Annotated in this window: 21 protein-coding genes; 6 read left to right on the top strand and 15 right to left on the bottom strand. The window is 59.9% G+C overall.

Going from position 1 to position 19,488, the window contains the following annotated elements; translation table 11 throughout:
• Window positions 1–2: 2 nt before the first annotated feature.
• Complete coding sequence (locus ACWHXD_RS07145) at window positions 3–1,103, bottom strand: efflux RND transporter periplasmic adaptor subunit (protein ID WP_138761433.1); 1,101 nt, start codon at window positions 1,101–1,103, stop codon at window positions 3–5.
• A 93-nt stretch (window positions 1,104–1,196) separates the two neighbouring features.
• Between ACWHXD_RS07145 and ACWHXD_RS07140 the strand changes: the two genes are divergently transcribed.
• Complete coding sequence (locus ACWHXD_RS07140; RefSeq protein ID WP_138761432.1) at window positions 1,197–1,853, top strand: TetR/AcrR family transcriptional regulator; 657 nt, start codon at window positions 1,197–1,199, stop codon at window positions 1,851–1,853.
• A gap of 643 nt (window positions 1,854–2,496) precedes the next feature.
• Here the strand turns inward: ACWHXD_RS07140 and ACWHXD_RS07135 are convergent.
• Window positions 2,497–3,279 (bottom strand): class I SAM-dependent methyltransferase, encoded by a 783-nt coding sequence (locus ACWHXD_RS07135; RefSeq protein ID WP_056790197.1) that lies wholly within the window; start codon window positions 3,277–3,279, stop codon window positions 2,497–2,499.
• A gap of 96 nt (window positions 3,280–3,375) precedes the next feature.
• Here ACWHXD_RS07135 and ACWHXD_RS07130 point away from each other — a divergent pair, with 96 nt between their 5' ends.
• On the top strand, window positions 3,376–3,996 hold the full coding sequence (locus tag ACWHXD_RS07130) for an energy transducer TonB (RefSeq protein ID WP_138761431.1): 621 nt from the start codon (window positions 3,376–3,378) through the stop codon (window positions 3,994–3,996).
• A 3-nt stretch (window positions 3,997–3,999) separates the two neighbouring features.
• On the opposite strand, the gene ACWHXD_RS07125 is transcribed toward ACWHXD_RS07130, so the two are convergent.
• The 6 genes from ACWHXD_RS07125 to ppc form a co-directional block, all read right to left on the bottom strand.
• Window positions 4,000–4,659: an extensin-like domain-containing protein gene (locus ACWHXD_RS07125; RefSeq protein WP_050499533.1), complete on the bottom strand. Its 660-nt coding sequence runs from the start codon at window positions 4,657–4,659 to the stop codon at window positions 4,000–4,002.
• Window positions 4,660–4,708: 49 nt separating this feature from the next.
• Window positions 4,709–5,569, bottom strand: coding sequence for a DUF72 domain-containing protein (locus ACWHXD_RS07120; protein ID WP_032893220.1), 861 nt, complete (start codon window positions 5,567–5,569; stop codon window positions 4,709–4,711).
• Complete coding sequence (locus tag ACWHXD_RS07115; protein ID WP_138761430.1) at window positions 5,569–5,871, bottom strand: hypothetical protein; 303 nt, start codon at window positions 5,869–5,871, stop codon at window positions 5,569–5,571. Before ACWHXD_RS07115 ends, ACWHXD_RS07120 begins: the two co-directional genes overlap by 1 nt.
• A 160-nt stretch (window positions 5,872–6,031) precedes the next feature.
• Window positions 6,032–6,718, bottom strand: coding sequence for a tRNA (adenosine(37)-N6)-threonylcarbamoyltransferase complex dimerization subunit type 1 TsaB (tsaB, locus tag ACWHXD_RS07110; RefSeq protein WP_138761429.1), 687 nt, complete (start codon window positions 6,716–6,718; stop codon window positions 6,032–6,034).
• Window positions 6,719–6,808: 90 nt separating this feature from the next.
• Complete coding sequence (gene adk / locus ACWHXD_RS07105; protein WP_032893225.1) at window positions 6,809–7,456, bottom strand: adenylate kinase; 648 nt, start codon at window positions 7,454–7,456, stop codon at window positions 6,809–6,811.
• Window positions 7,457–7,736: 280 nt separating this feature from the next.
• Window positions 7,737–10,382, bottom strand: coding sequence for a phosphoenolpyruvate carboxylase (gene ppc, locus ACWHXD_RS07100; RefSeq protein ID WP_138761428.1), 2,646 nt, complete (start codon window positions 10,380–10,382; stop codon window positions 7,737–7,739).
• A gap of 197 nt (window positions 10,383–10,579) precedes the next feature.
• Here ppc and ACWHXD_RS07095 point away from each other — a divergent pair, with 197 nt between their 5' ends.
• From ACWHXD_RS07095 to lptF, 3 genes are all read left to right on the top strand, one after another.
• Window positions 10,580–10,924, top strand: a complete 345-nt coding sequence (locus ACWHXD_RS07095; protein ID WP_120247592.1) for a pilin assembly protein — start codon at window positions 10,580–10,582, stop codon at window positions 10,922–10,924.
• 283 nt (window positions 10,925–11,207) lie between these two features.
• Window positions 11,208–11,633, top strand: a complete 426-nt coding sequence (locus ACWHXD_RS07090) for a DUF4398 domain-containing protein (protein ID WP_003189094.1) — start codon at window positions 11,208–11,210, stop codon at window positions 11,631–11,633.
• A 56-nt stretch (window positions 11,634–11,689) separates the two neighbouring features.
• The gene (lptF, locus tag ACWHXD_RS07085) at window positions 11,690–12,475 is read left to right on the top strand and encodes a lipotoxin F family OmpA-related lipoprotein LptF (protein ID WP_003189093.1); all 786 of its coding nucleotides are present in this window, start codon (window positions 11,690–11,692) and stop codon (window positions 12,473–12,475) included.
• Between the two features lie 75 nt (window positions 12,476–12,550).
• Here the strand turns inward: lptF and ACWHXD_RS07080 are convergent, their stop codons facing one another.
• Entirely contained in the window at window positions 12,551–12,931 is a 381-nt protein-coding gene (locus tag ACWHXD_RS07080; protein WP_138761427.1) for a hypothetical protein, read from the bottom strand.
• A 191-nt stretch (window positions 12,932–13,122) separates the two neighbouring features.
• On the opposite strand from ACWHXD_RS07080, the gene ACWHXD_RS07075 reads away from it, so the two are divergent.
• Window positions 13,123–13,365, top strand: a complete 243-nt coding sequence (locus ACWHXD_RS07075; protein WP_138761426.1) for a hypothetical protein — start codon at window positions 13,123–13,125, stop codon at window positions 13,363–13,365.
• A 787-nt stretch (window positions 13,366–14,152) separates the two neighbouring features.
• Here ACWHXD_RS07075 and ACWHXD_RS07070 read toward each other — a convergent pair.
• The 6 genes from ACWHXD_RS07070 to lysS form a co-directional block, all read right to left on the bottom strand.
• Window positions 14,153–14,356: a hypothetical protein gene (locus ACWHXD_RS07070; RefSeq protein ID WP_032893230.1), complete on the bottom strand. Its 204-nt coding sequence runs from the start codon at window positions 14,354–14,356 to the stop codon at window positions 14,153–14,155.
• Between the two features lie 19 nt (window positions 14,357–14,375).
• Complete coding sequence (locus ACWHXD_RS07065; protein WP_003189087.1) at window positions 14,376–14,702, bottom strand: PA3694 family proteiin; 327 nt, start codon at window positions 14,700–14,702, stop codon at window positions 14,376–14,378.
• Window positions 14,699–15,604, bottom strand: a complete 906-nt coding sequence (locus tag ACWHXD_RS07060) for an alpha/beta hydrolase (RefSeq protein ID WP_138761425.1) — start codon at window positions 15,602–15,604, stop codon at window positions 14,699–14,701. Before ACWHXD_RS07060 ends, ACWHXD_RS07065 begins: the two co-directional genes overlap by 4 nt.
• Window positions 15,605–15,757: 153 nt before the next feature.
• Window positions 15,758–17,035 carry a flavohemoglobin expression-modulating QEGLA motif protein gene (locus tag ACWHXD_RS07055; protein WP_014717201.1) on the bottom strand — a complete coding sequence of 426 codons (1,278 nt, stop codon included), beginning with the start codon at window positions 17,033–17,035 and terminating at the stop codon, window positions 15,758–15,760.
• 52 nt (window positions 17,036–17,087) lie between these two features.
• On the bottom strand, window positions 17,088–17,804 hold the full coding sequence (locus ACWHXD_RS07050) for a TetR/AcrR family transcriptional regulator (RefSeq protein ID WP_138761424.1): 717 nt from the start codon (window positions 17,802–17,804) through the stop codon (window positions 17,088–17,090).
• 143 nt (window positions 17,805–17,947) lie between these two features.
• Window positions 17,948–19,450 carry a lysine--tRNA ligase gene (gene lysS / locus ACWHXD_RS07045; RefSeq protein ID WP_003189082.1) on the bottom strand — a complete coding sequence of 501 codons (1,503 nt, stop codon included), beginning with the start codon at window positions 19,448–19,450 and terminating at the stop codon, window positions 17,948–17,950.
• Window positions 19,451–19,488 lie beyond the last annotated feature (38 nt).

The raw sequence follows: 19,488 nt of genomic DNA, 5'->3' as shown, positions 1-19,488 counted from the left end.
GACTACTCCTTGGCCGCCAGATTCACTACACGGTTGGAGCGATCCACCGGGCGCACTGGCTGGCCCTCATGGAGCACATGCACGCCTGCGGCCACCACCCAATCGGTGGCGGCCAAGCCTTCGAGTACCGGCACGGTATTTTCGCCAAACGCGCCAATGCGTACAGGCGTGCGTTTAAGGGTGTTGTCCGGTTGTACGCGCCAAACGTAGGACGCACCGTTCTCGGCACTCAGGGCAGACAGCGGTACCGATAGGGGAATGACACCCTCGGCCTGGATGAAAACCCGTGCGCTTTGGCCCAGTTCGGCGGGCACTTTGCCGCCGGTGAAGGCCACGCGCGCGGCGAAGGTGCGAGACTTGGGGTCGGCGGCAGGAGACAGTTCACGAATGCGCCCGGCGAAGCGTTGCTCTGGCTGGCTCCACAACTCCACCGACACCGACTGGCCGATCTTGAAGCGGCCAAAGCCCTGCTCGGGCAGGCTGATCAAGACTTCACGCTCGCCATCGGTGGCCAGGGTGAACACGGTCTGGCCAGCGGAGACCACTTGCCCCACCTCGACGGCACGCTTGGCGACCACACCGTCCTGAGGCGCGCGCAGCACGGCATAGCCGGCCTGGTTGCTCGACACATCGAACTCGGCCTTGATCTGCTTCAGGCGTGCTTCACCGGCTCGGTAGAGGTTTTCGGAATTGTCGTACTGGGATCGACTGACCATCTGACGGTCCATCAAGGTCTTGTAGCGATCCCGCTCCGCACGTACCAGGCTCAGATTGGCCTCTGCGGCGGCCACTTGGGCACGGGTGGCTTCCAGTTGCAGGCGCACGTCCTGGGGGTCGAGTTCGGCCAGCGGCTGGTTGGCCTTGACCCGCTCGCCCTCCTCCACCAGGCGCTTGCTGACTTTGCCGCCGATGCGAAAGGCCAGGTCCGGCTCATAACGGGCACGCACCTCACCGGGGTAGCTGTCCATCGCCTGTGCCGAAGGCTGCGGTTGCACCACCATGGCCGGGCGCACGGTGGTCTGGGCCGCTTCTTCATGGCCGCAAGCGGCCAACAGGAAGATCAGGCTGACAGGCAAAGCAAGGGGCAGGAAAGCGCTGCGCATGCTGAAGGACCTTTCGCAAATAGAGCTTGGAATAATTATACTGGCCGGTATGTTATTAATACCAAACTCACCAGTCCAGTATTAAAGGTGAAAATGTCCGACAATCCTCTGAACACCGCAAGCCCCGGGCGTCCCAAGGACATGGCAAAACGCCAGGCAATCCTCGAATCGGCAAAATCGCTGTTCTTGGGCAAGGGCTATGCAAACACCAGCATGGACGCCGTTGCCCTGGCGGCCGGGGTATCGAAACTCACGGTCTACAGCCACTTCACCGACAAGGAGACGCTGTTCACCGCTGCGGTGGTGGCCAAATGCGAAGAGCAATTGCCGGTGATGTACTTCGAACTCCCCGAAGGCATGCCCGTCGAGACGGTACTGCTTAACATCGCCCGCGGCTTTCATCGACTGATCAACAGCGAAGAGTCGGTAAACCTGCATCGCCTGATGATGACCACCGGCAATCAGGACGTGAAACTCTCCCAGATCTTCTTCAACGCCGGCCCCATGCGCATGCTGCAAGGCATGGAGCGCCTGCTCGGCAAGATTCACCAGAGCGGCGCCTTGAGTATCGACACACCGCTAAAGGCCGCCGAACACTTCTTTTGCCTGCTCAAAGGCACGGCGAACTTTCGCTTGTTGTACGGGTGTGGCGGGCAATTGAGTGCGCAAGAGGCCGAAGAGCATGTGCAGGACGTGGTGAGGTTGTTTATGCGGGCCTATCGCATCCAGGGTTTCGACACATCTGCGTAGGCGGTAGCGACCAACGGTAACCACGATGCGAAGCGAGCCGCCCTTGATCTTGATCTGCTTGTGATCTTGATCTTAAGCGCCCCGTTAAACCACGCTGGCCGAACGCAGGCTTGAATTCGTGGGTAACCCGGCAGGACGCCGGGTTAGCCGCCCCGCGCCATGGATGGCGCGTGGCGGCGGCCCACGGATTCAAGCCTGCGTTCGGGCACACCGAGCGTGAGCGAGGTGCCGAGTGGTGGGGCAAGAGCGTTTTGCTTACTTTTGCGCTTTTCAAAAGTGAGCCGCTGTCAGAGCGGAACCCTAAGTGGCCGTTACCGCAGGAATGGATATGTACACAATCCAACTGTGTTGACTGCCAGGCCGCCTTCGCGAGCAAGCCCGCTCCCACAGTTGGATCGTGGGGTGTCAGGTGGATAGGTGTCGGCTGGGAGGCCGCCATCGCAGGCAAGCCAGCTCCCACAGGTTGATCGTGGGGTGTCAGGTGGATAGGTGTCGGCTGGGAGGCCGTCATCGCAGGCAAGCCAGCTCCCACAGGTTGATCGTGGGGTGTCAGGTGGATAGGTGTCGGCTGGGAGGCCGTCATCGCAGGCACGCCAGCTCCCACAATTGGATCTCGCCGCACCCGCAAGATGAATACTGCCGCTTACGCCTTAAGCGCCTTCTTGGGATAAATATCGTAGCGGCTGGACTTGCCATCCAACGCATGGCTCGGCTTCGGCCCCTCAATACAGGGTGCCTTGCGCGGCCGCTTGACCACCACACGATGGCTGGCCAGCGCCAGAGCCGCCGCGAGCAATGCCGGTGCATCCGGATCATCCCCTACCAACGGCCGAAACAGGCGCATTTCCTTCTTCACCAGCGCAGTTTTCTCACGGTGCGGAAACATCGGGTCCAGGTAGATCACCTGAGGCGGCTCCCCCTGCCAATTGAGCATCACGTCGATGGAGTTACCCTTGAGCAACTTCATGCGCGCCACAATCGGCGCCACCTCAAAATCCTCGGCAGCGCGGGCCAGGCCATCTTCGAGCAAGGCGCCGATCAACGGCTGGCGCTCGATCAGGCTCATCTCACACCCCAGGCTAGCCAGCACGAACGCGTCCTTGCCCAAGCCCGCCGTAGCGTCCAGCACCCGCGGGCGCACGCCCTGGGCGATGCCCACCGCCTTGGCGATCATCTGCCCGCTGCCGCCGCCATACAACCGCCGATGCGCCGCGCCGCCTTCGACAAAGTCGACCCGCACCGGCCCCGGCGCATCAGGCCCAAGCTGTTGCAACTGCAAACCGTGCTCCCCCACTTGCAGGGAAAAATCCGCATCCGCCACCTGCAGAGGCAACCCCAGCAGCGAAGCCCACTGTTCAGCGCGGGCCTGGAAGCTGTCAGCCAAGGCTTGGACCTGGATGCGGCTGGCCGCTGGTTGTTCGTTCATCAATCGCCACGCTCAAAAATATTAAGGATCGGCAAACAACGGCCGATAAAAATCACAGTCAGGTATTTTGCCAGAGCTGAGCGTCGACCGAGAAAAATGTCAGACATTCTTCCCCTTTCCATCGGTGTACTGCCGACCCACAACCATTACGGCCTGCGCAATACCCAAGCGCTGGCCGGGGTGAGTCATGTGTGGCAGGACTTCTTCGCCCGTGCGTTGGCCGAACAGCTGGGTGAAACGCCAGACGCGCTCGCCGCCAAGGCGCCTGCCCCGGCAGACCCGGCGGTAGAACCCCGCGAAGGCGCCGACCTGCTGGCGCAGATTCTCACCCAGCGTGAGTGCGATGTGAAAGACACCGAGATCGCGCCGCCGGAGCCTTTGTTCCTGCCGATTGCCGAGTTCGAAACCGAGCTGCTGCCACCGGCCGCGACGCCGTTCCCGGAAGAAGAAATAGTCGCCCAGCAATGCCAGCAAGCGTTTGAGAGCGAGTGGGTGCGCCCCATCGTGCTGAGCGCCGGCCAACCGCTACCCGAGCCAGGCCCGGCGCCACAGCCACGCCCACTGCACCTGCCGATTGCCGAATTCGAGCTTGACCTGCTGCCACCGGCCGCCACGCCATACCCTGAAGAAGAATTGCTGGCGCAGCAAAAGGCCCTGGATTTCGATTACTACTGGGCGCGCCCGCTGGTGACCCACAACCTGCGCCTGGCCGCCTGAGCCTTAGCGACACACCCACCAACGCCCCATGTCCAGATGGAAATGGTTGCGATGGGCGGCGTTGTAGTCCGGGCTCAACACCACATTGAAATCATCACAGGCGCCATCGCGTACCAAACGCAGGAAACGCGCGCTGTCGCCCTGCCCTGGCCAATCCTTGAGCACGCTGATGCTGCGCCCATCCGCCAGGCGAAAACCGGCGATATCCAGGGCATTGGCCGAGGCGTGCTGGCTGAGCCTTGCGTCGGCGCGATTGTAGATATTACGGCAGGCAAAACTGCCCAAATGCTCGACGCGGCTCACCGCCTGGCCAAATACGGCCTGGGCCGCCGGTTGCAGGCTGTGGCGCTCAAACAACGCGAACGCCACCGCCAGCGGGCAACTGGCGAGAAAGCTGCTGCTCAACGCCACGTCAGCACCCTGCACACGCAGGACATTGCGCAAGGGGCACGCCGCATCGGCCGATGTATCAGCCTGGCGACTCACACGCAGACCGGAGGTGTTCAGTACCTGGTCACACAACGCTGGATCGTCCTGCAAGCGACTGAGCTTGTAGCGCGTCAACAGGTTGGGGCTGGCCCGCACATCCAAGGGCGCCCAGGGGTTCCACTCGGCCGGCATCGGCACCCAACCGCGCCAGACAGCCAGCGCAACGGCGCCCATCAACAACAGCAACACACTCAACGCCTTGACCACACCCACGGCTCAATCCTCAAAGTAGCCCGAGCTGCTCCGCCACGGGTTCTCGATGCAAGGTGGGCAGCGGCGGCAACCCTGGCAGACGCACCATCAGTTTGGCGTGGAAGCGCAGCGCCAGCTGTGCCGCAAGACGGTTGTCCGACGTGTGCAGGAACATATAGGGCGTGCGGCCTTCTTCGATCCAACTGGCAATCTTTTCCACCCAGGGAATCAGGAACGGGTCATTGGCCTCAAGGTCCGGATGCCCGATGAAGCGCACCTGGGGAAACTGCGTCAATGCCGCTGGGCGCGGTGGCACCCGGGGCTTTTTGGACTGGGCATGCAGCACCGCCTCCGAAGTAGAGGTACAGCTGAACAGGGCACGCGGATCGAGGCAGATGCGCTCGACACCGCGATCGCGCAACAGGCGGTTGAGCCTGCGCTCAGCATCACCCTTGGCGAAGAACTGTTCATGACGCACTTCCACAGCCAGCGGCCGATCGATGCCATCGAGAAATCCAGCCAGCTCCGCCAGGCGCTGCGGCGTAAAGCCCTTTGAGAGTTGCAACCACAGCGGTGAAACGCGCTCACCCAAAGGGCTCATCAAGCCGACAAAGCTTTCTGCCGCCGGCAACTGTTCACGCAAATCGCCAGCATGGCTGATATCGCCGGGGAATTTGGCGGTGAAGCGAAAATCATCAGGCATGATTTCGGCCCAGCGCTGCACAGTGGCGGCCGAGGGGCGAGCGTAAAAAGTGGTGTTGCCTTCAACGGCGTTGAAGACCTGGGAATAGAGCCCGAGGTAATCGTTGGAACGTGCATCAACCGGATACAGGTACTCGCGCCAGGCGTTTTCACTCCAGGACGGGCAGCCGATGTAATAAGGCAAACGCATCAGATATGGATATCGAGACCCAGCACTTCCATATCCCATTCGACAAAGCCGGCAGTGGTCAGGTAGCTGGCCAAGGCGGTGGCAACGCTTTTGCTCATTGAACGGGGAAAGACCATGTCTTGCTGACGGGCAGGAACGCCGCTGATGCGTGCGCTCGCGGCGCCTTGCGCTTTGGAAGGCGTATCGGAGTGTACTTCGATGAAGTCCGGTGAATCCTCGACGGATTCGTCTACCGTCACGCTCGCCTTGCGCGGCTTACGCTTGAGGGGGTAGGACTGTGAGGAAAAACCGTCTATACGCATACATGCAGACTCGGTATCAATGATGGCAATTTAGCGGCACTTTCCATGGCGCGCAAATGCTCTGGTGATAACTAGAACACATAATTTGTAAAAGGTTTAAAAACCCAGGCAAATTCTGACGATTGGCGAAATTTGCCGCGCAATGCCCACATTTCTGGCGTCAAATAATCCCGCGCTCGGCCTTGGTCTGTGCGACTTTATCGCGCAGGTACACCGGTGCTGCCTGGTCCGCTGCAACTGCCTCGCCGCGCTCGAAGGCGAAACGTGCCAACGCCAGCAGGTCTTCGGCGTGGGGCAACATCGCCGCGTCCTGCTCGGCACACGTCACCTTGATGCGTTCGCCATAACCCCAGCCTGTGCCGGCACCGAACCAATCGCCGTTGGCGTCAGCGGGCAACTGCGCCGCTTCGGGAGCCAGCACCGCTTCCGTACCGACCAGGCGCATTTCGCCCGCAGTCTCCCGGTAGCAACCCCAGTAAACCTCATCCATGCGCGCATCAATCGCCGCTGCCACTTGCGACGCACCGTGTTCACGCAACGCGCGCTGGGCCAGTACCGCCAGGTTGGACACCGGCAATACCGGGCGCTCCAGGGCAAAGGCCAGGCCCTGCACCACGCCAATGGCGATGCGTACGCCGGTGAATGCACCGGGGCCACGGCCGAACGCGATGGCGTCCACGGCCGCCAGGGTGGTACCGGCGTCTTCAAGCAGTTGCTTGATCATCGGCAACAACTTCTGCGCATGCAGGCGCGGGATCACCTCGTAGTGGCTCGTAACCTTGCCATCGTGCAGCAAGGCAACGGAGCAAGCTTCAGTCGCGGTGTCCAGGGCCAGCAGGGTGCTCATCGGTGTGGGTGTCCAAGTCGGAAAAAAGTGCGCCAGTATAAACAACAACGGCCCGCAAGCGGGCCGTTGTCTGTGCCGCCGATCACAGGATCAGCTCAGTGCTTGCAGCACCTTGGCGGTGATGGCCTCTACCGAGCCCACACCTGGGATGTGGCTGTATTTCGGCTTGCCCTGAGCTGCGGACAGCTTCTGGTAGAAGTCCACCAGGGGCTTGGTCTGGGAATGGTAGACCGACAGGCGATGACGCACGGTTTCTTCGGTGTCGTCTTTACGCTGCACCAGGTCTTCGCCGGTGACATCGTCCTTGCCTTCGACTTTCGGCGGGTTGTAGACGATGTGGTACACGCGGCCCGACCCTTCGTGAACGCGACGGCCAGCGATACGCTGAACGATCTCTTCGTCTTCAACTGCGATCTCGACCACGGCGTCCAACTCCACGCCCGCCTTCACCAGGGCTTCAGCCTGGGGAATGGTGCGTGGGAAGCCGTCGAACAGGAAACCGTTCTTGCAGTCGTCCTGGCTGATGCGTTCCTTAACCAGGTTGATGATCAGGTCATCGGAGACCAGGCCGCCGCTGTCCATCACGCTCTTGGCGATCAGGCCCAGCTCGGTGCCAGCCTTGACGGCCGCACGCAGCATGTCGCCGGTGGAGATTTGTGGAATGCCGAATTTTTCAGTGATGAACTTTGCCTGAGTACCTTTACCGGCCCCGGGAGCTCCCAGCAGAATGACGCGCATCGATGTGCTCCTCAATTTTTTATAGAGATGACGCTCGGATTCGCCGCGTGGGGCCAATCTCGTAAAAATGTGGTTCTAGGCCGATCAAACGGCCAAAGGCTGATCAAGATACACAGCGGGCCCTCACCATACAAGCCGCCAAAAGTAGGAGAAACCCGCGCCGCGCATGCGTCAGCGCCGGGGTGTGCCTGAGCGCAACCCACCCCCTCAAACGACGACCGCCCGTTTCCGGGCGGTCGTCGCGGTTTATCCGCAAGCCATTGAGTACACGCAAAAAACCTCAACCGGTGTTGCGCAAACCGGCCGCAATACCGGCCACGGACACCAGCAGCGCCTGTTCCAGAGGGCTGTCTTGGGCAGCCTCCTGCTGACGCGAACGTGCCAGCAACTCGGCCTGCAACAGGTGCAAGGGGTCCAGGTAGGTGTTGCGCAGACGGATGAACTCCAGGGTGTCGGGGCTATGGGCCAGCAGCTGCGACTGGCCGGTCAGGCCAAGCACCACGTCGCACGCCTGCGACAATAGGTCGCGTAAGTGCGCACCCAATGCCAGCAGGTCCGGCTGTACCAGGCGCTCATCATAAAGACGGGCGATATCGGCATCGGCCTTGGCCAGCACCATCTCCAGCATGTCGATGCGCGTGCGAAAGAACGGCCACTGCTCGCGCATCTGCCCCAGCAATTGACCTTCACCGCGCTCCAGCGCCTTGCTCAGTGCCGCTTCCCAGCCTAGCCAGGCGGGCAGCATCAGGCGTGTCTGGGTCCAGCCAAAGATCCACGGGATGGCGCGCAAGCTCTCAATCCCGCCCGCACGACGCTTGGCCGGGCGGCTGCCCAAAGGCAAACGGCCCAACTCCTGCTCCGGCGTGGACTGGCGGAAGTATTCGACGAACTGCGGATTTTCCCGCACCACGGCGCGGTAAGCGCTGACACCGTCTGCCGCCAATTCGTCCATCAGATGCCGCCAGGCAGGCTCGGGAGGCGGCGGCGGCAACAAGGTCGCTTCCAGTACCGCAGCCAGGTAGAGATTGAGGTTCTGCTCGGCGATATCCGGCAGGCCGAATTTGAAGCGAATCATCTCGCCCTGTTCAGTGGTACGGAAACGCCCCGCCACCGAGCCCGGCGGCTGCGACAGGATGGCCGCGTGCGCCGGGCCACCGCCGCGACCAACGGTGCCGCCGCGACCGTGAAACAACAACAGCTCCACCTGTTGCTCGCGGCAGATATCCACCAGGCGTTCCTGGGCACGGTACTGCGCCCAGGCGGCGGCCGTGGTGCCGGCGTCCTTGGCCGAGTCCGAGTAGCCAATCATCACTTCCTGCGGGCCCTGCAAGCGCGCGCGGTAACCCGGCAGTTGCAGCAGACGCTCCATCACCGGCCCTGCGTTATCCAGGTCGGCCAGGGTCTCGAACAACGGCACTACGCGCATCGGCCGTTGTACGCCCGACTCTTTCAACAGTAGTTGCACTGCCAGCACATCCGAGGCGGCGCCGGCCATGGAGATGACATACGACCCTAGTGATGCGGCCGGTGCGGCGGCGATTTCCTTGCAGGTATTGAGCACCTCGGCAGTGTCCGCCGACGGCTTGAAGTAACCCGGCAGCAACGGCCGACGATTGGTCAGTTCCTGGGTCAGGAAGCTGATACGCGCCTCTTCATCCCAGTCCTCATAACGCCCCAGGCCCAGGTAATCGGTGATTTCAGTCATGGCCGCCGAGTGACGGCTGGAGTCCTGACGCACATCCAGGCGCACCAGGAACAGGCCGAACGTCACGGCACGGCGCAGGCAGTCGAGCAGCGGGCCATCGGCGATCACGCCCATGCCGCATTCGTGCAGCGACTGGTAGCACAGCTGCAGTGGGTCGAGCAGGTCGCGGTTGTTTTGCAACACCTCGGCCGGCGCCGGGGTGGTGCTGGTCAACGAGGTGTGGGCCCACTGACGCGTGGCGCGCAGGCGTTCACGCAGTTGCTTGAGCAAGGCACGATAGGGCTCGACACTGTCGCCGACTTTGGCGTGCAGCGCCGGGCTGGCCTGCTGCATCGACAGCTCGGAAGCCAGCTGATCAATGTCGCGCAGATACAAATCCGCCGCCATCCAGCGCGCCAGCAACAGCACTTCGCGAGTGACCGGCGCGGTGACGTTCGGGTTGCCGTCACGGTCGCCGCCCATCCACGAAGCAAAGCGAATCGGCGCAGCCTCCAGGGGCAGGCGCAGGCCGGTGGCGGCGTGCAGGGCCTGGTCGGCCTTGCGCAGGTAATTGGGGATGGCGTGCCACAGCGAATGCTCGATCACCGCAAAGCCCCATTTGGCTTCATCCACGGGCGTGGGGCGCACGCGGCGGATTTCTTCGGTGTGCCAGGCTTCGGCGATCAGGCGTTGCAAGCGCTCGCGGATCTGCTCGCGCTCGGCGGTGGTGAGGTCACGGTGATCCTGCAAGGCCAGTTGCGCGGCAATGGCGTCGTACTTTTGGATCAGCGTGCGGCGGGCCACTTCGGTGGGGTGGGCGGTAAGCACCAGTTCGATGTCCAGCCGCGCCAACTGCCGGGCCAGGGACTCATTGCTGTGCCCTTCGTTTTGCAGGCGAGCCAGCAATTCTGGCAAGACCCGGGATTCGAACGGCGCAGGTTGCGATTCATCGCGCCGATGAATCAACTGATATTGCTCGGCAATGTTGGCCAGGTTGAGGAATTGGTTGAAGGCCCGGGCCACCGGCAGCAACTCCTGCTCCTGCAACTGGTTGAGGCTGGCGCTCAGCTCATCGCCAGCGGTTTTCTCTGAAACGGCTCCACGGCGGTCGGCCTTGGCGCCTTTGCGGATCTGCTCGATCTTTTCGAGGAAAGCCTCGCCGTACTGCTCTCGAATGGTGTTGCCCAACAGCTCACCCAGCAGGTGAACATCCTCACGCAAGCGTGCATCGATATCACTCATCAGCCAATCTCCAGCCAGAAATCCGGGACGCGCAGGGGGTTCAGAGTGCCGCCGACGTCGGTTTCTGACAAGGCCGAACGCAAACGACTTTAAACCTTGGCGCTTACAGCTAGTCTCAACGGTGAGTCGCCGCGTTATTCACGCAGGCGGCTGGTCACTCATCACCGCCTGCCCTCGCAGGCTTTATTGAGGTAGCCATGAAAATTCGAGAACTGGCCCAGCATTGGGAAGAAACCGCCAAGGGTCGTTTGACCAAGACTGAGTACGCGATTCATCTGGATGTAGAAGCCGCTGCCCGGCTGGCGGCCATTGCCGAGATGTACCCCAAGCGCCACGTTGAAGAACTGCTCGGCGAGCTGATTGGCGCCGCCCTGGAAGAGCTGGAAGCCAGCTTTCCTTACATCCAGGGCCAGCAGGTGATTGCCACCGATGAAGAGGGTGACCCGCTGTATGAAGACGTCGGCCCCACCCCACGTTTTCTCACTTTATCCCGTCGCCACTTGCATGATTTGTCGGCCGCTACTGACGAACAAAAGCACTGATAAACATTTATTGACGTCAATTAAACCCACGTATTCCGGGCCTTTTACAGGCCCGGAAGTACCGCCGCGCGCCGCGAAAGTTCCATTTTTTAAACACTGACCAGTCAGTCAGATATTTTTTTAGGCAAATCGCCATATCCGCTGAACTTTTGAAAAAAGCCTCCGGTCACAGCCAGTAGCCATCACGTGTGGAACGGTCGTTTGAACGGACGCCATGTGCTTTATCGACGGGCCCGAAATCGATACGCCCCGATGGATTTTGATGTTTTTCAGGAGTTATCCAATGGAGTTGAAGACGATGAACACCAGCACTGCCAAATCCTCGTTTAACCATCTGCGCGGGCTCAAATTGGCCGCGCTGGCAATCGGCACCAGCTTCGTTCTGGCTGGCTGCGCCGGCAACCCTCCAACCGAGCAGTACGCCGTGACACAATCGGCCGTCAACAGCGCAGTCAGCGCCGGCGGCACCGAGTACGCGGCGGTGGAAATGAAGTCGGCCCAGGACAAGCTCAAAGAAGCTGAGATTGCCATGCACGACAAGAACTACGACAAGGCTCGCCAACTGGCTGAACAAGCCGAGTGGGATGCCCGCGTCGCTGAGCGTAAAGCCCAGGCTGCCAAGGCTCAACAGGCTGTGAAGGACTCCCAGAAGGCTGTTGACGAACTGCGTAAAGAAGGCATGCGCCCAGCTGCAATCATGCAGAAGTAAGCCGCAGCCTCTTGACTGCATCGCACCTGATATCGAATTGAAAGGACGACACGACTATGCGTAAACAATTGATGATCCCTGCCCTGCTGGCGATGAGCGTTGCCTTGGCGGCCTGCTCCACCCCGCCTAACGCGAACCTGGAAAATGCGCGGACCAATTTCTCGTCCCTGCAAACCAACCCGCAAGCCACCAAGCTGGCCGCGCTGGAAACCAAAGACGCCAGCGACTGGCTGGACAAGGCTGACAAGGCCTACCGCGACAAAGAAGACGAGAAGAAAGTCGACCAACTGGCCTACCTGACCAACCAGCGCGTTGAAGTGGCCAAAGACACCATCGTTCTGCGCGAATCCGAAGCCAAGCTGAAAAACGCCGGTGACGAACGTGCCCGCGCCCTGCTGGACGCTCGTGATGCGCAAATCAAGCAACTGCAAAACAGTTTGAACGCCAAGCAAACCGATCGCGGCACCCTGGTGACGTTCGGTGACGTGCTGTTCGCCACCAACAAGTCCGACCTGAAATCCAGCGGCCTGGTGAACATCACCAAGCTGGCTCAGTTCCTGCGTGATAACCCAGACCGTAAAGTGATCGTCGAAGGCTACACCGACAGCACCGGTTCGGACTCGTACAACCAGAGCCTGTCTGAGCGTCGCGCCGCTTCCGTTCAACGTGCACTGGCTCAGCAAGGCGTGGATATCTCGCGCATCGTGACCCAGGGTTATGGCAAGGAATATCCGGTTGCCGATAACGGCAGCGTTTCCGGCCGCGCCATGAACCGCCGCGTTGAAGTGACCATCTCCAACGACAACCAGCCGGTCAAGCCACGGTCTTCCGTCGCTAACTGATCAATAGCCTGGTAAAAAGCCCCGTCTTATTAGGCGGGGCTTTTTCGTTACGGTCCATGAACGCGTGTTCAGGCTTTAGTCATTGAAGTATCTGAAGGTGCTGCGGTTGCCATTCTGGCCAGAGTTGATGTAACGGCTGGAATCGCCCGAGTTGCCGTTATTTCCGTAGTTGCCATAGTTACCGTAACTGCCATAGCTGGTGAAGCCTTCAGAGTGACGGTAGTTGCCCGCCCCCCTCATCATCTGGCCCATCATGTCATTGCCGTTGTGCCCATGATTTTCATAGTGGCTGCACCGGCCGCTATTACCGTTATTGCCATAGTTACCATAATTGCCATTACTGCCGCCACTCCCCCACACTCGCTGACCTGATGTGGAGTGGCGGGGTTGCTCTTCAGCATAACGTGGATGCCAAGTAACGTACTGTGCAGGTCGCGAACCAAATAGATGAGTCATTTTATCTTCCCTGTCAAACTGAAATAAGAGTGTGTGGATTTACGACACCTAAGCTGCGTGCTGCCTGGTGTGTCGCCCATTTAAGTGGGGAATCGCTGCGAGCAGTTCCACTACTAAGACTCTAAAAACCACGTCAAAATATGCGCGACAACGCAGTCGCATTGCTTGTTTCAACCTTGAAGGCGCCGAGCATGGCCACTGCCGACCGGCCTATGCCCTGTGGGCAATTGACGATTGCCGTTACTGCCGTGATTGGAATAGCCACTGTGGCTTCCGCTATTACCGTTATTGCCGTAATTGCCGAAGTTACCGTCATTCATGCTGTTATTACCGTTATTGATATGCACACCCACTTGCGCCGACCTTACGCCTCCGACCGTCACATAATTAGTATTGAATACATAAGTCACGTAGTTGATCGTAGGCGGCTGTGAAGCTGACGGCTGAGTACGAGGTGGCGGCCCCATGTAGCGAACGGTTCCACGATTCAAGGTTTGAGTACCGGCATAGTTTGGACGCCGACTCGATTGATAGCTATTGTAGTTATAGGTTTTACCCACTTGAGGGTATCGCCAACCCATACGCTGCCCCGTGACAGCGTTCCATGTATTGGACATGACCCCCATGGTATTCACGAGCGCTGTATTGACAAATGAATCTAACCTCATTCCTTGACTCCAAATGATTTTCCCACATGCCCAGGTTTAAACTCCTGGCAGCTATAGAGTGGTCGCCTACTTCTATCAGTTCCCCACGGTATAATCCTGATAACAAGTAGGGGCTCGCCTGTTGGTATCCCAAGCAGGTCGCCTATGGTTGATGGATAAAATTGAAACGAAAAAAAAACCACCGGAAACGGTGGTTTTTTTGACTAGGGAAACTTGATCTTGCGATCAGTATCTTCATCCGGCGGCGTTATCTTTTTGTTATGACGGGAGGAATCAGTTGAGCAACCTGCCAACTGATTACGCGCCTGTTCTTGCGCATCCGCCCGCTCCAACGCCTGATGCGCCCTGACCATAGCCAGCATATTGCATATCGCATCAATTCTTATCACTGCCTTCCCGCCCCCACTTCGCGTAATTACATTGCCCTTTGTGGCATCAGACGCAATTGGGTTCCAAACAATTTCGTTACGAGATCCTGGCTCGTCGATGATGTCTGTAGGGCCGCTGATATGAAAAACCGCCGCTAAAAGGCGGGCTATCGGAGGGATGCCGATCAGTAGTTGATCGAGCCTTGACTCTCTGCGCCGCCAATCTGAATTTGGCCTTGGCCCGATGCGCCACCTTCACCGCCTTGCGCACCTTGGGCCGCCTGTTTTTCTGCCAGCCGCTTCTGTAGTTTTTCGAGACTCTCATCCCCGCCAGCGCCTTGGGAACCACCGGAGCCACCCGAACCGGGAAACTCAACGGTATGTTTCATACCACGCAAAAACCCAGGCTCACTGTTGCAACTGCGGGGTTTCCTGGCCCATGCAACGCACGGCCTGCTTCTTATTGTTCACCAGCACGCCGCTCAAGCCTTTCTGTTCGGTATCAAACATCACCAACACGCCGTCAACGCACTGCGCCACTTGCGCCGCCGGGGTCAGGGAGACCTTGTAATCCTCACCCGGCACGGTCTTGAGCATGGTGAAGTCGCTGAGCAGCAACGCATCTTCCGGCTTGGCGAAGTGCAGGTAGCCGTAGTACCACAGGCAGCCAACGGTACCGATGATGGTGCCGATGCCGGTGAGAATCAGCGGGATCATGTTGCGTTCTTCGCTCATTGCGGGCTCTCTGATGAATCAACTTTAGGAATAGGGTAATTCGGAATTTCGCCCAGGCGGCGCAAGCCGTTGAAGTGCTGCGGGTCGTCCAGGTAACGCAGCATCACGGTCTGCCAGGTTTTGTCGGCAAAAGTCTGCACATGGCCGCCACGGGTCAGTTGCAACACCCTGGGCGGCGGTGCGGCCTGATACAGGCGGATGCCATTGGCCACCGGCACGATGGGATCATCCAGGCTGTGGAACAGCAGCTTGGGCACGCCGGTCAACCGAGGCATGGCATTGATCGCACTGTCGGCGTCGGGCACCAGCCACGACAGCGGCACCTGCAACGGCCAGGTTAACCAGGAAGTGCTCAAGGCGAATTGTCCTACGTCACGATAACTGGCTGGCACGCCGTCCAGTACCAGAGCTTTGAGTTGGGCTTGACGCTCCGGGTGGGCTGCCAGGTAATGCACCGCCAGTGCACCGCCCAGGCTTTGCCCAAGAATAATCAGCGGTTGACCCTGGGTTTCAGGCGCCTTGTCGATCCAGCCGAAGGCGGCGTCGATATCCTGGTAGACCGCCGGCAACGATGGCTTGCCTTCCGACAGCCCATAGCCACGATAGTCCAGCAATAGCACTTGATAACCCTGCTCCGGCAACCACCAACTTCCCCCCAAGTGCCAGGCGAGGTTACCGCCGTTGCCGTGCAAATGCAGGATGGTGCCCTTGAGCGGTACACCGGCTTTGGCCGGCAGCCACCAAGCGTGCAGCTTCACCCCGTCTGCGGTGTTGAGCGTGACGTCGCGGTATTGCAGGTGGGCTTTTTCCGGGGTGAAGGGCAGGCCGGGCTCGGGGTAGAACAGCAAGGCGCTGCAGCCGTTCAATGTGAGTAGCAGGCATAAAATGCCGAGGATTCTCATCCGTTGAAGCCTCGCGAAAGTTCTGAAGACCCATGGAGATCAAATGTGGGAGCTGGCTTGCCTGCGATAGCGGTCTATCAGTTGAATGAGTGCTGGCTGACTCACCGCTATCGCAGGCAAGCCAGCTCCCACATTTTGATTCGGTTTCGTCAGTTAAAGGATATTGGAGTAATCCGCTTCGATCCGGTCCAGGCTCAAGTGGTTGAGGAAGTTGGAGAAGCACATCCAGGCCGCCAGCGCGTTCATGTCGCGAAACTGCTCCGGCAAATACTTGGGCGGCACCACCAGGCCTTCGTCGACCAATTGGCGCAGGGTACGCATGTCTTCAAGGGTGGTCTTGCCGCAGAACAGCAGCGGCACCTGTTCCAGCTTGCCTTTGCGTACGGCGAGCTGAATGTAGTTGTAGACCATGATAAAGCCCTTGAGGTAGGACAAATCCTTGGTAAATGGCAGACCGGTGGGCACCGAACCACGGAAAACCCGGCTGGCATTCCCATAGCTTTCGGCCATTTCAAAGCCTTGCTCGCGGAAGAACTCGAACACCTGCAGGAAGTCGGCCCCCTCCTCCACCATATGGATGGCGCGTGTCCGGTTGGTGAGTTTGCGCAAGCGGCTGGGGTAGGAGGCAAACGTGATGATTTCCATCAGGATCGCCAGGCCTTCCTGGGTAACGGTGGACGACGGCGGGCCCTTGGACAGGAACGTGCAGATCGGCTGGTTCTGGCCGTTAAGGGTGGTGCCCACATGCACCAGGCCCTCATGCACTTCCAGGGCGCGCACGTCGCGGTCGTTGAACATCGCGTCGGCGCGGATCTTGATGTAGTCGGCGCCCGCCGCCGCGTCGGCGACGATGCCGTCGGACTCGAATACGCGGATGGTTTCTTCCGCCTCGCCAAACACCTTGTTCAGGCGGGTTTGCAGCAGGCTGACCGCATCTTTGGCGGTGAGGGTCTTGGCTTCGTCCTTGAGGTCGCCCCGGCCGTCGATGTTGTTCAGGTAGTCGGAGAGCATCAGGCCAAGGTCGGCCAGGGTCGGGTCACCGGCGTGGAACGCATCGGAGGCGGCGCCGTACAGCTCCTGGGAAATCAGGCCGAAGTCCTCGGTGCCGCGCGCTTCAAGCATGCGCACCACCATGCGGTATTCGCGGCACATGCGCCGCATGATCTGCCCCACCGGACTGAATTGCCCAAGGCGACGGGTAATGTCGCGCTCGATGTTCTGGAACTCCAGCTTCACCGCACTGGAATCGAACGACAGCGGCCGGTTCAGGTAGTAATCACGGTCTACGGCAGGCATCGCCTTGCCTTTGGCCTTGAGGAATCCCTGGCGAATGTTCTCGTCCCATTTCACCGCATCGAGGACGCGGATCGGTGTTTGCGCCAGCACAATGCGATCGGACAAGGTGCGTATCGTCTGCTGGTAATCGTCCACCCGGTGCTTCCTCTTTAAACGTTGAACGTTATCAGGCTTTTATCGAACGCTGTCAGACCGAGGCCAATACCAGGTGCATATAGCGCTTGAGGATTTCAAGCATCTCTTCCCCGGTCAGAGGCTCTGCGCCGCCCAACAGGCCCTGATATTCCATCCGACTGATGATAGCCGTCAACACCTTGGCATCCTGCTGCGGCTCACGGGAACCCAATACCTGGAAAAACTGCCCGGTGCCCTGCAACAGGATCTGTTGATGGGAGCGTACCAGCTCGGCCAGGCGTGGGTTGAGCAGGGCTTCCTGGCGAAAGGCCTGTTCGGCCATCAGGTATTCGCGGCGGTTGGTCAGTTGGCGCAGCACATAGTCGGCGGTCAGGCGCGCGATGTCATCGGCCAGTTGCGAGCGCGACTGCGGGCTGCCGTCGCCATAGGCGACCATTTCGCGTAACAGGCCTTCGTTACGCACCCACAGCTTGCCCATGAACGCGGCGCTGCGTTCCACGTACTGGGCGAAGGTGTCGGTGAGCAGGTCGTCGATGTCTTTGAAGTAATAGGTGGTGGCCGACAGCGGCACCCCCGCCTCTGCCGCCACTGCCCGGTGACGCACGGCCCGCACGCCATCGCGCACGACGATACGCATGGCCGCATCGAGAATGTCTTGCCGGCGTTGCTCGCTGCCCCGCCGACTGGCCTTGCGGCCCTGGTACTGAACGCTTTCAGCCACGGCAGCAGCAATGCCGGCGGCACCTTCTTGAGCTATTACGCGGTTCACCACACTTCTTCCTTTAGAGGTGACGCGGAGCGTCACAGGGTGCATTCCCACGCAGAGCGTGGGAATGATCACTGACGAACACCACTTGAACAGGCCACATAAAAAAGCCGCCTTATAAAAGGCGGCTTCGGATTTCGCTACGGTTACGCTTGTGGCCGCATGTGCGGGAACAGGATCACGTCGCGGATCGACGGCGAGTTGGTCAACAACATCACCAGACGATCGATACCGATGCCTTCACCGGCAGTGGGCGGCATGCCGTATTCCAGGGCCCGTACGAAGTCGGCGTCGTAGTGCATGGCTTCGTCATCACCCGCGTCCTTGTCGGCCACCTGGGCCATGAAACGCTCGGCCTGGTCTTCCGCGTCATTAAGCTCGGAATAGGCGTTGGCGATTTCGCGGCCACCGATGAACAGCTCGAAACGGTCGGTGACGTTCGGGTTGTCGTCGTTGCGACGGGCCAGCGGCGACACTTCGAACGGGTACTGGGTAATGAAGTGCGGCTGCTCCAGCTTGTGCTCCACCAGCTCTTCGAAAATCATCACCTGCAGCTTGCCCAGGCCTTCAAAGCCCAGCACTTTGGCGCCGGCTTTCTTGGCAATGGCACGGGCCTTGTCGATGTCGTTGAGGTCGTCAGCGGTCAGCTCGGGGTTGTACTTGAGGATCGAGTCGAACACCGACAGGCGCACGAAGGGCTCGCCGAAGTGGAACACCTTGTCGCCGTACGGCACGTCAGTGCTGCCCAGCACCAGCTGTGCCAGCTCGCGGAACAGCTCTTCGGTCAGGTCCATGTTGTCTTCGTAGTCGGCGTAGGCCTGGTAGAACTCCAACATGGTGAATTCTGGGTTGTGACGGGTCGAGACGCCTTCGTTGCGGAAGTTGCGGTTGATCTCGAACACTTTCTCGAAGCCGCCAACCACCAGGCGCTTGAGGTACAGCTCCGGCGCGATACGCAGGAACATTTCCATGTCCAGCGCGTTGTGGTGGGTTTCGAACGGCTTGGCTGCGGCACCACCGGGGATGGTCTGCAGCATCGGGGTTTCCACTTCCAGGAAGTCACGCTGCATCAGGAAGCTGCGGATGTGGGCAATGACTTGCGAGCGCACGCGGAAGGTCTGGCGCACGTCTTCGTTGACGATCAGGTCAACGTAGCGCTGGCGATAGCGCTGTTCGGTGTCGGTCAGGCCGTGGTGCTTGTCTGGCAGCGGACGCAGGGACTTTGTCAGCAGGCGCACGTTGGTCATCTCGACGTACAGGTCGCCCTTGCCGGAACGGGCCAGGGTGCCTTCGGCGGCGATGATGTCGCCCATGTCCCAGGTTTTCACCGAGGCCAGGGTTTCTTCGGACAGGGTCTTGCGGTTGACGTAGACCTGGATGCGACCGGTCATGTCCTGGATCACCATGAACGAGCCACGGTTGAGCATGATGCGACCTGCCACCTTGACCGGGATCGCAGCCTCTGCCAGTTCTTCCTTGGTCTTGTCCGCGTATTGCTTCTGCAAGGCATCGCAGTAGTTGTCGCGGCGGAAGTCGTTGGGGAAGGCGTTACCCTTGGCGCGCTCGGCAGCAAGCTTTTCCTTGCGCAGGGCGATCAGGGAGTTTTCTTCCTGTTGCAGGGCTTGCGGGTCGAGTTGTTGGTCGCTCATGTCTTTTGAAATTCCATCACAGGTACGTTTTCCCCAGC

This window comes from Pseudomonas fjordensis (assembly GCF_976987115.1).
This window is presented reverse-complemented; position numbering and strand designations above follow the sequence as displayed.

Coding starts and splice junctions, on each gene's coding strand:
- ACWHXD_RS07145 (WP_138761433.1), bottom strand. CDS start 1,103: ATGCGCAGCGCTTTCCTGCCCCTTGCTTTGCCTGTCAGCCTGATCTTC.
- ACWHXD_RS07140 (WP_138761432.1), top strand. CDS start 1,197: ATGTCCGACAATCCTCTGAACACCGCAAGCCCCGGGCGTCCCAAGGAC.
- ACWHXD_RS07135 (WP_056790197.1), bottom strand. CDS start 3,279: ATGAACGAACAACCAGCGGCCAGCCGCATCCAGGTCCAAGCCTTGGCT.
- ACWHXD_RS07130 (WP_138761431.1), top strand. CDS start 3,376: ATGTCAGACATTCTTCCCCTTTCCATCGGTGTACTGCCGACCCACAAC.
- ACWHXD_RS07125 (WP_050499533.1), bottom strand. CDS start 4,659: ATGGGCGCCGTTGCGCTGGCTGTCTGGCGCGGTTGGGTGCCGATGCCG.
- ACWHXD_RS07120 (WP_032893220.1), bottom strand. CDS start 5,569: ATGCGTTTGCCTTATTACATCGGCTGCCCGTCCTGGAGTGAAAACGCC.
- ACWHXD_RS07115 (WP_138761430.1), bottom strand. CDS start 5,871: ATGCGTATAGACGGTTTTTCCTCACAGTCCTACCCCCTCAAGCGTAAG.
- tsaB (WP_138761429.1), bottom strand. CDS start 6,718: ATGAGCACCCTGCTGGCCCTGGACACCGCGACTGAAGCTTGCTCCGTT.
- adk (WP_032893225.1), bottom strand. CDS start 7,456: ATGCGCGTCATTCTGCTGGGAGCTCCCGGGGCCGGTAAAGGTACTCAG.
- ppc (WP_138761428.1), bottom strand. CDS start 10,382: ATGAGTGATATCGATGCACGCTTGCGTGAGGATGTTCACCTGCTGGGT.
- ACWHXD_RS07095 (WP_120247592.1), top strand. CDS start 10,580: ATGAAAATTCGAGAACTGGCCCAGCATTGGGAAGAAACCGCCAAGGGT.
- ACWHXD_RS07090 (WP_003189094.1), top strand. CDS start 11,208: ATGGAGTTGAAGACGATGAACACCAGCACTGCCAAATCCTCGTTTAAC.
- lptF (WP_003189093.1), top strand. CDS start 11,690: ATGCGTAAACAATTGATGATCCCTGCCCTGCTGGCGATGAGCGTTGCC.
- ACWHXD_RS07080 (WP_138761427.1), bottom strand. CDS start 12,931: ATGACTCATCTATTTGGTTCGCGACCTGCACAGTACGTTACTTGGCAT.
- ACWHXD_RS07075 (WP_138761426.1), top strand. CDS start 13,123: ATGGCCACTGCCGACCGGCCTATGCCCTGTGGGCAATTGACGATTGCC.
- ACWHXD_RS07070 (WP_032893230.1), bottom strand. CDS start 14,356: ATGAAACATACCGTTGAGTTTCCCGGTTCGGGTGGCTCCGGTGGTTCC.
- ACWHXD_RS07065 (WP_003189087.1), bottom strand. CDS start 14,702: ATGAGCGAAGAACGCAACATGATCCCGCTGATTCTCACCGGCATCGGC.
- ACWHXD_RS07060 (WP_138761425.1), bottom strand. CDS start 15,604: ATGAGAATCCTCGGCATTTTATGCCTGCTACTCACATTGAACGGCTGC.
- lysS (WP_003189082.1), bottom strand. CDS start 19,450: ATGAGCGACCAACAACTCGACCCGCAAGCCCTGCAACAGGAAGAAAAC.